At 40.3% G+C, this 11,790-nt stretch carries 7 protein-coding genes; 5 read left to right on the top strand and 2 right to left on the bottom strand.

Annotated elements, in window-relative coordinates; genetic code table 11:
- Positions 1-99: 99 nt before the first annotated feature.
- The 4 genes from HWX15_RS09030 to HWX15_RS10090 all read left to right on the top strand — a co-directional run bounded on the left by HWX15_RS09030 (position 100) and on the right by HWX15_RS10090 (position 7,822).
- The gene (locus tag HWX15_RS09030; protein WP_175880918.1) at positions 100-4,002 is read left to right on the top strand and encodes a G5 domain-containing protein; all 3,903 of its coding nucleotides are present in this window, start codon (positions 100-102) and stop codon (positions 4,000-4,002) included.
- A 222-nt stretch (positions 4,003-4,224) separates the two neighbouring features.
- Complete coding sequence (gene gla, locus HWX15_RS09025) at positions 4,225-5,094, top strand: aquaglyceroporin Gla (RefSeq protein WP_112444212.1); 870 nt, start codon at positions 4,225-4,227, stop codon at positions 5,092-5,094.
- Positions 5,095-6,177: 1,083 nt separating this feature from the next.
- Entirely contained in the window at positions 6,178-7,374 is a 1,197-nt protein-coding gene (tuf, locus tag HWX15_RS09020; protein WP_001040724.1) for an elongation factor Tu, read from the top strand.
- Positions 7,375-7,471: 97 nt separating this feature from the next.
- Complete coding sequence (locus tag HWX15_RS10090) at positions 7,472-7,822, top strand: hypothetical protein (protein ID WP_254867375.1); 351 nt, start codon at positions 7,472-7,474, stop codon at positions 7,820-7,822.
- Here the strand turns inward: HWX15_RS10090 and HWX15_RS09010 are convergent.
- Positions 7,810-8,892: a DEAD/DEAH box helicase gene (locus HWX15_RS09010; RefSeq protein ID WP_175880917.1), complete on the bottom strand. Its 1,083-nt coding sequence runs from the start codon at positions 8,890-8,892 to the stop codon at positions 7,810-7,812. The two genes, HWX15_RS10090 and HWX15_RS09010, sit on opposite strands and share 13 nt — an antisense overlap.
- Complete coding sequence (locus HWX15_RS09005; RefSeq protein WP_175880916.1) at positions 8,889-9,866, bottom strand: Gfo/Idh/MocA family protein; 978 nt, start codon at positions 9,864-9,866, stop codon at positions 8,889-8,891. The genes HWX15_RS09010 and HWX15_RS09005 overlap by 4 nt, the downstream gene beginning before the upstream one ends.
- 196 nt (positions 9,867-10,062) lie before the next feature.
- Here HWX15_RS09005 and HWX15_RS09000 point away from each other — a divergent pair, with 196 nt between their 5' ends.
- On the top strand, positions 10,063-11,037 hold the full coding sequence (locus HWX15_RS09000) for an Rpn family recombination-promoting nuclease/putative transposase (protein WP_175880915.1): 975 nt from the start codon (positions 10,063-10,065) through the stop codon (positions 11,035-11,037).
- Positions 11,038-11,790 lie beyond the last annotated feature (753 nt).

The raw sequence follows: 11,790 nt of genomic DNA, 5'->3' as shown, positions 1-11,790 counted from the left end.
AGAAAATGTTGTTTCCTGCCAAAAGTTGGATGAGTTATCTGGCTTTTGGCTCGGAGTCAACAATCTATAAACTAAAATAAATATTAAATTGAGGAAAATATGTCAAGACAATCAACTAAGAATAAAAAATATGCTTTACGCAAAATCGGAAAAGTTTTCGGTTCCTGTGTAGTGGCTACTGTCATTACCCTAGGTGGTGTTGCAATCATGGCACCAAATGTAGTTCATGCTAATGGTAATGAATCGGGCCCCGGAGAGACTAATATTGAAGATCTTTCGAGTTCGGATTCTGGTTATGAAGTTATTATTCCAAAAGGTAAGCAATACGTTCGAAATGATGAGATTGAAAGCCATGAACCTGTTCTTAAAGAGGAAGGGTATAATGGGCGAAGTTTTATTTTACCTAAAGAGGGAGAGGACAGTTATTTTTTTGATCATCCAATGTCAGAGTTGTTTACAAAATTGTATGACAAAGATGAAGATGGTACTGTTGATGATGAATATAAAAATCCAGAACCTGTAGATAATAGCCAAGCTGGGGGAATAATTGACGGCAAAACTGTCCCATATAGAAGTGAAATAGATCCTAAATATCCTCATGTGGTTGACTCTGGGTTAACTGGTGATGGTCCAAATAAACCAGGTGTGTGGAAATACAATCCAGATGGAAAATATGCACCAAGTGATGGGCAAATTGATGACCAAGACACTATAGTTGTTGCTCGTAAACCTATTACGGTTGATGAGAATGCTGATGAAAACGTAGTTAAGGAAGACGGCTCAGTAGTATTATCGTCTGAATATAGAATCCATGTAAACAAAGGGGATCATATAGATAAAAAAGACGATGTTTACGAAGTCGGAACAAAACCGAAGGAAGTAGTAGAAACAACTCCTAAAACAACTCGTTATGTAGGAGATCCTGATACTCCTTACAATACGCAAGTAACATCTGTTGATGGTCATGATGGTTCAGTTACCAAAAAGACAACCTATGATTTAGATGAGCATACAGGTCAGGTGACACCACACGAAACGATTACAGGGCGTGTAGACAAGGTAGATACCGTTATCAAAGTTGGGAATAAACAAGTAACTACATCAGAAATTCCAATGACGGTCACTTATAAAGAAGATCCTACCTTGGAAGGTGGTAAGACAGTTGTAGATGTTGAGGGTGCTCCGGGAGAAAAGGAAACTACGACTGTTTATGATGTGTCTGAGACGGATGGAAGTTTAAGCAATCCTCAGGCTACAGAAAAGACAACGAAGAAAATGACACCTAGAGTGGTTCGCGTTGGTACCAAACCAAAAGAAGTAGAGACACCTATTCCATCACCGATTACCTATGAAGCGAATCCAGACTTGAAGAAAGATGAAAAGAAAACGAAAACTCAAGGAACTCCAGGGAAAAGGATTCAAGAAATCACCTATAAGTGGATTCCTAACACGGATAAAGTTGAAGAAGTTCCAGGTGGTGATGGTGAAGAAGATCCAACTCCAACAGTTATAGAGGTTGGGAATGTTGAGAAAGAAGTGGTTGAGACTGAAATCACAACTCGTTATATTCCTGATGAAACTAAAACTCGTGATGAGAAAGAAGTGGTAGCTCCAGGTTCGAAAGGGGTTCATACAAAAACTACGACTTATAGTGTTAATCCAAAAACTGGTGAGACACATACTCCTGTTGTAACAGAAAACGATACACCAATGGAGCAAAAAGTAGTGAAAGTTGGTATCAAACCTGTAGAAACAACAGAGATTATTGACATTACGACTAAGTATATCCAAGACCCAGACCTAGACTATGGAAAAACGGTTATTGACAATCCAGGTTCAGAAGGAAAAATTGTAACAAGGACAACTTATACTCTCAATGAACAAGATGGAACAACTACTGAAAATAAACCAACTGTTCAAAAAACAGAAATGGTTCAAAAAGTTGTTCGTGTTGGAGTAAAACCAAAAGTTGAAGAAACACCAATTCCATTCCCAACTCGTTATGAACGTGATGACTCAGTTCCAAATGGAGAAGAAAGAGAAACTGTAAAAGGTGTTGATGGAAAAACAGTCAAAAAGACAACGTATACGATGGATCCTGACACAGGTGTCGTAACACCAAATGAACCAACAACAGAAATAACGAAGCCAGTAACACGAGTTGTTAAAGTTGGTACCCAACCGAAAGTAGAAAGAACAGAAATTCCATTCCCAACTCGTTACGAACGTGATGACTCAGTACCGCAAGGAACTGAAAAAGAAGTTACTAAAGGTGTTAATGGTGAAACTGTTAAGACTACGACTTACAATATTGATGAAACTACAGGTGTTGTAACTCCAAATGAACCAACAACAGAAACAACAGACCCAGTTACACGTGTTGTAAAACGTGGTACCCAACCGAAAGTAGAAAGAACAGAAATTCCATTCCCAACTCGTTACGAACGTGATGACTCAGTACCGCAAGGAACTGAAAAAGAAGTTACTAAAGGTGTTAATGGTGAAACTGTTAAGACTACGACTTACAATATTGATGAAACTACAGGTGTTGTAACTCCAAATGAACCAACAACAGAAACAACAGACCCAGTAACTCGTGTTGTTAAAAAGGGAACACAGCCAAAAGTAGAGAAAACACCAATTCCATTCCCAACTCGTTATGAACGTGATGACTCAGTTCCAGAAGGAACAGAAGAAGAAGTCACAGCAGGTAAGGATGGTGAAACTGTTAAGACTACGACTTACAATATTGATGAAACTACAGGTGTTGTAACTCCAAATGAACCAACAACAGAAACAACAGACCCTGTAACTCGTGTTGTGAAACGTGGTACTCAACCAAAAGTAGAAACACCAGAGACTCCACAACCAAAACCAGGAGAAACACCAGAGACTCCACAACCTGAAAAACCAACAAATCCTGAGGAAGCACCAACTCAACCAGGACAACCATCTGAGCCTGAAGACCAACCAAATCTTAAGGTAGCTCCGCCGACTATCGCTATTGTGGAAGAAGCGAATAAAGCAAGCATCGAAGTCAAAGCACCTAAGAAAGATGCGGATACGGTCAAAATCACTTATCCTAAGAGTGATGGCTCTGGTGAGGAAGTTCTCAAACTTACCAAGCAACCTAACGGAGAATGGAGCTTAGACAAACAACCTGAAAATGTTACATTAGACAAGAAAACAGGTACTGTAACCATTCCACGAGAATCAGTTGTCAATAAAGAAAAAGTCCAAGCTCAAGCCAAGCATAAAACGAGTGATTATACTCCGTTTGTATACGCTGCTTTATCAATCGAAGCAGCAAACCCAGAGCATCCAGTAACGCTATGGGTAGATACAGCAGGAACTGAGCTTAAGAAACCAGTGGTTGGCAAAAAAGAACCTGCTGGCGAAATTGCAGGCTACAAGTGGTTATCTAGTCGCTTAGAAGAAGGTATTTTGACGCATACATTTGAGAAAGTAGCGAATGGAACTCCAATTTTACCAGAAAGCCCAACTAGTCATCCAATGACTCCATCAAGTTCGCCATCAACTTCAACGCCAGAAAAACCAAACAAAGCTGAAACTCCAGCGGTTCGTACAGTATGGCGCGATGAAAATGGAAAAGACTTGAAGGTTCCATCAGTTGATAAGCAAGAAGCAGGTGAAGTTCCAGGCTATGAATTTGTTGAGAGTCACCGTGAGGGAGATAACTTGATAGTTCATGTGTTTAGAACCAAGCAAGCTCAAACTCCTGCTCCAAAAGACCAAACTCCAAGTCCAGAACAAGCTGCAAGCCCAGCACCATCTAAAGTTTCAGAACAAAAAGGTGAAGCAGTGGCTACAGCTACATCAGAAAAGACAGTAGATAGTGCAACATCTACAAAAACATCTGATAAAGCAGAGTTGCCAAACACAGGTACAGAAGCGAATGCTACCTTGGCTAGTGCTGGTATCATGACCTTGTTAGCTGGTCTAGGACTAGGATTCTTCAAGAAAAAAGAAGATGAAAAATAATAGATTTTAGAATCTAGGAACAAGGAAAAGCTCACAGATGTGGGCTTTTTTCCTGGTTTTAAGAGGGAACTTTTTGCTAGGAAGCAAAACGCTTACAAGTCCATTGAACTGGGAAACTTTGAATCCTATTTTTTTAAAAATCTTTCCAGAAACTAGTTGCTAAATAGGCTAAAAATTGATAAAATAAGGAATATCTAAAAAATTTTAAGGAGAATCTAGCAAATGGATTTCACATGGGCACTGAAGTATGCCACTGAATTTTTGGGAACTGCCATTTTGATCATTCTTGGGAATGGTGCAGTTGCCAACGTTGAACTTAAAGGTACGAAAGGTCACCAAAGTGGCTGGATCGTCATCGCTGTTGGTTATGGTATGGGGGTTATGATCCCAGCCTTGATGTTTGGTAACGTATCTGGGAACCACATCAACCCTGCTTTCACTCTAGGACTTGCAGTTAGCGGTCTTTTCCCTTGGGCACAAGTGGTACCTTACATTATCGCGCAAGTCTTGGGGGCTATCTTTGGTCAAGCCTTGGTTGTGGCAACACACCGCCCATTCTACTTGAAAACTGAAAACTCAAATAACATCTTGGGAACTTTCTCAACTATTTCAAGTATTGACCATGGTACAAAAGAAAGTCGCTATGCAGCAACTGTTAATGGTTTTGTAAACGAGTTTGTTGGTTCATTTGTTTTGTTCTTTGCAGCTCTTGGTTTGACTAAAAACTTCTTTGGTGCTGAAGTGCTTCAATACATGAAACAAATGGCAACACAAGCAGGACAAACAGTTGATTTTTCTGACTTGGCTATTAAAGCACAGGTGGCTCCACACACTGCTTCAGGACTTTCTGTGGCTCACTTGGCACTTGGATTCCTCGTTATGGCCTTGGTAACATCACTTGGAGGACCTACAGGACCTGCCTTGAACCCAGCTCGTGACTTGGGACCACGTCTCCTTCATGCTTTCCTTCCAAAATCAGTTCTTGGTGAGCATAAAGGCGATTCAAAATGGTGGTATTCTTGGGTACCAGTAGTAGCACCTATTGCAGCAGCAATTGCGGCAGTAGCTGTATTCAAATTCCTTTATCTCTAAGAAATAGCTCCTTTAACATTTGAGTGAGCACCATCTATAAGTAAGAGAGGATCATACTGGTTCTCTTTTTTTGATTTTTTAGGGAAATGAAAGAAAATCGAAACAAACTCCTCTCCAGCAGTTGTTTAGAAGTCTCAGTAGGCTATTCAGCTTTAATGGGCTATAGTAGCTTGCAGTTGAAATAATAGCTCCTTGTTTCTAAAACATTGTGAGAAATTGGTTTGAATTCCCCAATCAAATTGTGCAGTTTTCATTCTACTATATATATTATCGGTGATGGGTTCCCTATCTTGTAAGTCTGCTTTATAGTGGGGTAAAGTTGGAATAGTCCGCCCTTCTTTCTCAAACATTGTGAGGAATTGATTTGCCTTCCTCAACAAAATGTTCAGTTTTTATTTCATTTTACTATAAAATAAGCGATTAGGGGGCTATTTTCGACCGACGTCCTTATCGTTTTATCTGCAATCTTATACTCAATGAAAATCAAAGAGTAAACTAGGAAGCTAGCCACAGGTTGCTCAAAACACAGTTTTGAGATTGTAGATAGAACTGACGAAGTCAGCTCAAAATAGTGTTTTGAGGTTGTAGATGAAGAGGTTGGGCAAAAACTCGACTTTAGGAGAAAATGAAGTCAATCTTCCCACAATAAAACGCATAGTAGCAAGGGTTCTCAAGACCTGATACTATATGTTTTTCTGATTTCAAAGACTTTTTGACCAGTCTCAACTATACCCATGGTAAGGCGACGCTGACGTGGTTTGAAGAGATTTTCGAAGAGTATTAAACCGATGTTGTGAGTAACTTTTACCTAGCTTCCTAGCTTCCTAGTTTGCTTTTGTAGTATAAACCAGAGACTGTTTGCATTCTCAGCAAGTGAGTGGATGAATAATGGTGAAAACTCCTTGAAGGATAAGTCTATTTAGTACTTTCTACTAGCTAGCTAAATTTTTACCAAGAATAATTCACAAAAACGTTGTAAAACACTTGCAATTTAGCTGAAATTTGATAAAATAGTAAGGAAAGTTAGACTGTATTGCCTACTGTCTATCTATAAAATATATTTTATTGGAGGCTTTTACTCAAATGGCAAAAGAAAAATACGATCGTAGTAAACCACACGTTAACATTGGTACTATCGGACACGTTGACCACGGTAAAACTACCCTAACTGCAGCTATCACAACTGTTTTGGCACGTCGCTTGCCTTCATCAGTTAACCAACCTAAAGACTATGCGTCTATCGATGCTGCTCCAGAAGAACGCGAACGCGGTATCACTATCAACACTGCGCACGTTGAGTACGAAACTGAAAAACGTCACTACGCTCACATCGACGCTCCAGGACACGCGGACTACGTTAAAAACATGATCACTGGTGCCGCTCAAATGGACGGAGCTATCCTTGTAGTAGCTTCAACTGACGGACCAATGCCACAAACTCGTGAGCACATCCTTCTTTCACGTCAGGTTGGTGTTAAACACCTTATCGTCTTCATGAACAAAGTTGACTTGGTTGACGACGAAGAATTGCTTGAATTGGTTGAAATGGAAATCCGTGACCTATTGTCAGAATACGACTTCCCAGGTGACGATCTTCCAGTTATCCAAGGTTCAGCTCTTAAAGCTCTTGAAGGTGACTCTAAATACGAAGACATCGTTATGGAATTGATGAACACAGTTGATGAGTACATCCCAGAACCAGAACGTGACACTGACAAACCATTGCTTCTTCCAGTCGAAGACGTATTCTCAATCACTGGACGTGGTACAGTTGCTTCAGGACGTATCGACCGTGGTATCGTTAAAGTCAACGACGAAATCGAAATCGTTGGTATCAAAGAAGAAACTCAAAAAGCAGTTGTTACTGGTGTTGAAATGTTCCGTAAACAACTTGACGAAGGTCTTGCCGGAGATAACGTAGGTGTCCTTCTTCGTGGTGTTCAACGTGATGAAATCGAACGTGGACAAGTTATCGCTAAACCAGGTTCAATCAACCCACACACTAAATTCAAAGGTGAAGTCTACATCCTTACTAAAGAAGAAGGTGGACGTCACACTCCATTCTTCAACAACTACCGTCCACAATTCTACTTCCGTACTACTGACGTTACAGGTTCAATCGAACTTCCAGCAGGTACTGAAATGGTAATGCCTGGTGATAACGTGACAATCGACGTTGAGTTGATCCACCCAATCGCCGTAGAACAAGGTACTACATTCTCTATCCGTGAGGGTGGACGTACTGTTGGTTCAGGTATGGTTACAGAAATCGAAGCTTAATTCGATTTAGTTCCCAGAAGAACAATTATTTAAGTCAGACACTAAAAGAATCTTGCTTTGCAAGGTTCTTTTTTTTCAGATATTGAACTAATACTCAATGAAAATCAAAGAGCAAACTAGGAAGCTAGCTGCAGGCTGCTCGAAACACTGTTTTGAGGTTGCAGATAGAACTGACGAAGTCAGCTCAAAACATGGTTTCGAGGTTGCAGATAGAACTGACGAAGTCAGCTCAAAACACCGTTTTGAGGTTGCAGATAGAACTGACGAAGTCAGCTCAAAACACCGTTTTGAGGTTGTAGATAGAACTGACGAAGTCAGTAACCATACATACGACAAGGCGAAGCTGACGCGGTTTGAAGAGATTTTCGAAGAGTATAAAATTGAATTGCTTATAAAAAAGCTCCATACACTGGATGTGTATAGAGCAACGGAGCTTTATTTGATATAGAGTTCTTGGTTTTTTAAGACAATTTCACGTACGCTCGCAAATTTCTTGAGTTTTTTAAGTTCTTCTGGATGAGTGACGAGAGTGATAACATAACCTTCCTTGCCCATACGACCAGTACGGCCAGCACGGTGTGTGTAGGTTTCGCTATCTCTAGGAACATCAAAGTTTACGACGCATTCTAGGCTATCGATATCAATCCCTCGAGCCAAAAGGTCAGTTGCAAGGAGTAGGGTTAGTTGCTTATCTTTAAACTTTTCTAAGATGACTTTTCTAAATTTGACATTAACATCACTAGCGAGAGAAACAGCCAAGATATCACGATACTGTAATTTTTCTTCTGCACTTCCAAGGTCTGATAGGCTGTTAAAGAAGACCAGACCGCGGAAATCCTCCACATGAGCTAGTTTTCGTAGCATATCCACTCGGTGACGCTGGTCTACCTGCATGTAGAAATGTTGGATATTATCCAGTTTTTGATCAGAGAGATCAATGGTACGTGTATTCGGCGCAATCTTTTCTTGGTCAAACTTGGTCGTGGCACTCATGTAGACCAGTTGGTGGTCACGCGGTGCGTAGTGAGTGATTTTCTCTACAAAGTGTATCTGAGAATCATCTAGTAATTGGTCAAATTCATCCAGGATGATGGTTTCCACATTCATCATCTTGATTTTTTTCAATTTAATTAGTTCAAAGATACGGCCAGGGGTTCCAATCAGAATTTCTGGTCCTTTTTTGAGTCGTTCAATTTGTCGTTTTTGACTTGAACCTGATAAGAAGAGTTGGGGAGTCAAGCCGATAGCTTCAGCCCACGTTTTACATACATCGAAAATCTGTCCAGCAAGTTCTGTATTTGGTGCTAGAATCAAGAGTTGTTGGGCTTTTTTCTTTTGTAGTCTGAGAAGACTTGGTAGGAGGTAAGCTAGGGTCTTACCTGTTCCTGTTGGGCTTACTCCTAGAAGATTTTCTCCAGCAAGAAGGGGCTCAAATAGTTGAGTTTGAATGGGGGTGAATTCTTGGAAACCGAGTTGGTCACTCAGTTCTTGCCATTCAGTCGGTAGTTTGGTTTTCATTTTTCTGCCTCAAATCTAATGCCAGCAGTCTGGCGCATGGTATATAGTAGCTCATGAACAGAGCCTGCATCATCCAGCCAATTCTGGTAGAGTGTCTGGTCTGGTTGCTGAATCATCTGTGCAAATGTAGCGATTTCCTCAGTCATTGTATGAGGAGCCTGTTGGATAGGGAGCTGGACTTGATTTCCTTGGTGGTCGGTAAAAATAGCTGAGCGAATATGCTCAATCGTGTTGAGGGTCAAGGTTCCATCTGTTGTGTAAATTTCGCAAGGAAGATTGGAAGTGATGTTTTTCCCAGCCTTGATGTGAACTTGAAAGTCTGGGTAGAAGAGAATTCCGTCACCATTTAGGTCAATGCTATTGTCAAGCTGTTGAGACTGGTAAGTCGCGTCATTAGCTTTTCCAAAAAGGCGAACGGCAGCGTAGAGAGGATAAATCCCCAAATCCATAAGAGCTCCACCAGCAAAACGGTCTGAAAAGACATTTGGTGTCTCCCCAGCCAACAAGTCAGGCATCTTGGAAGAATACTTGGCATAGTTGAAATCTGCTCCCAAAATTTGTTTGTCTGCTAAAAAGTTTTTGATGATAGTGAAAGCTTTTTCATGGTAATTCCGAGCTGCTTCAAAGATAAAACAGCGATTTTTCTTAGCTGTATGTCTCAAGTCTAGCCATTCTTGTGGCTGAGTGACAGCTGGCTTTTCAAGAATGACGTGTTTACCAGCAGACAAGGCAGTTTTTGCCTGAGCAAAATGCAAGGAGTTTGGACTGGCAATATAGACCACATCAAAGGAAGATTTGAAGAAGACTTCTAATTGATCGAATAGTTGGATATTCTCATAGTGAGAAGCAAAGGTTGCTGCGGTTTCAAGTTTCCTAGAATAGACAGCGACCAGCTGGTATTTTCCACTAGCATGGGCTGCTTCTATGAAGTGGTGGCTGATAGCGCCAGTGCCGATGACACCTAATTTAAGCATAGATACTCCTTTTCCGATTTTAAATCCTTCTTTCATTATAACATAGATAGACGGGACTATCCAACAGAGGGGAAAAAATTTCAAATAAGCGATTCGCTTTCTTCTGAAAAAAGCTTTCTTTTACGAATAAATAGATAGAAGCATCAAATCTAGTAAATTAGATTAAAAAATGTGCTATAATAGAAGGAGGAAAAGGATGATTCTAAGACATCCGGGCATCAGCCCAACTAATGACTTGGTTGCTAAGAAAATTTTTAGCAATCCAGAAATTACTTGTCAATTTATTCGCGATATGCTGGATTTACCAGCAAAAAATGTGACCATTTTGGAGGGAAGTAACATTCATGTCTTGCCTTCTTTACCCTACTCGGCGCAGGATTTCTATACCAGTATAGATGTTTTGGCGGAGTTGGACAATGGCACTCAGGTAATTATTGAGATTCAGGTGCATCATCAGAATTTTTTCATCAATCGCTTATGGGCTTACCTGTGTAGTCAGGTCAATCAAAATCTTGAAAAAATTCGCCAACGAGAAGGTGATACACACCAGAGCTATAAACACATTGCACCAGTCTATGCCATTGCAATCGTGGACAGCAATTACTTTTCAGATGACTTAGCTTTTCATAGCTTTAGTATGCGAGAAGATACGACAGGTGATGTTTTAACCATTACCAACAATGGTCAGGAAAACCATCTAGTCAAGATGGCATTCTTGGAATTAAAAAAATACAGAGAAACCAGCAAAGATGAGGTTCGCAAGCCCTGGTTAGAGTTTTTCGGGAACAAGCCCTTTACCCAGCAACCCGAGCGAGCCATCAGCCAAGCAGACCAGCTGCTGGATTACAAGAGCTGGTCCGAGGAGGACAGGAAGATGTTTAGTCAACTACGTATGCGCGAAGAACAAGCCTTGTTAGCACAGGACTATGCCTTGGAAACTGCTAGGGCAGAAGGTCTTGAACAAGGTATTGAACAAGGTTTAGAGCGTGGACTTGAACGTGGCCGTGCAGAGGGGATTGAACAGGGACTGGAGCGTGGACTTGAACGTGGAAAACTTTTTGCTTTCCTAGATATGGTTCGCCAAGGTCTTCTGACTTCCGAGGTAGCCAGCCAGCAATTGGGAATGACTGTCTCTGAGTTTGAGGTGCTGTTGAAAGAACATTACAAATAAGACCTAAAAAATACAGAGAAACCAGCAAAGACGAGGTTCGTAAACCATGGTTGGAGTTTTTCGGCAACAAGCCCTTTACCCAGCGCCCCGAGCGAGCCATCAGCCAGGCGGACCAACTGCTGGATTAAAAATTAGGAAATATCGTGTAGAAAATAGTAACAGATTTTATCTCTTTGTGGGATGAAGTCTGTTTTTTTGTATGATGGGCAAGTCCTACATCTGAGTGGCAAGTTCTCCGTAGGTATCCGCTATCGGTTAATGCATAGCATATATGAATGAAATAAGAACTGAACAAATCAGTCAGGAAGTTAAAGTAATTTCTATCAATGTTTTAGAAGTACTAGTGAACTATTCCAAATTCAATATTCTATAAACGAAAATCAAAAAGCAAGCCAGGAGACTTATGTAGGATAGCTCAAAATACTAATCTTAGATTAAGGATAAGAGTAGAATGATAATCAATGGATTTAGAACAAATATAATGAGCTAAAGCTGGGATAGTACAAGGGGATTTTAAAATATTGTTATAAATTGATTGAAATTCCAAGACCCATTTGTTTGATTCTTGTTTCATTTTGTTTTAGTTGATTTTTATAGTGAGTTAAATTTCGAATAGCACATCCTAGTTTCTAAAGCATTGTTAGAAATTACTTTAAAATCCCCTTATCAATTTGTTCATATTCTATTTCAATCTACTATATTTCCAAGCTTGATTATCATGAGGTAAGGGCTGAAAGCGGTCTAGGAATAGGA

The sequence above is a fragment of the Streptococcus thalassemiae genome (assembly GCF_903645285.1).
GTDB lineage: Bacteria > Bacillota > Bacilli > Lactobacillales > Streptococcaceae > Streptococcus > Streptococcus thalassemiae.
This window is presented reverse-complemented; position numbering and strand designations above follow the sequence as displayed.

Coding starts and splice junctions, on each gene's coding strand:
- HWX15_RS10090 (WP_254867375.1), top strand. CDS start 7,472: ATGAAAATCAAAGAGCAAACTAGGAAGCTAGCTGCAGGCTGCTCGAAA.
- HWX15_RS09000 (WP_175880915.1), top strand. CDS start 10,063: ATGATTCTAAGACATCCGGGCATCAGCCCAACTAATGACTTGGTTGCT.
- gla (WP_112444212.1), top strand. CDS start 4,225: ATGGATTTCACATGGGCACTGAAGTATGCCACTGAATTTTTGGGAACT.
- tuf (WP_001040724.1), top strand. CDS start 6,178: ATGGCAAAAGAAAAATACGATCGTAGTAAACCACACGTTAACATTGGT.
- HWX15_RS09005 (WP_175880916.1), bottom strand. CDS start 9,866: ATGCTTAAATTAGGTGTCATCGGCACTGGCGCTATCAGCCACCACTTC.
- HWX15_RS09030 (WP_175880918.1), top strand. CDS start 100: ATGTCAAGACAATCAACTAAGAATAAAAAATATGCTTTACGCAAAATC.
- HWX15_RS09010 (WP_175880917.1), bottom strand. CDS start 8,892: ATGAAAACCAAACTACCGACTGAATGGCAAGAACTGAGTGACCAACTC.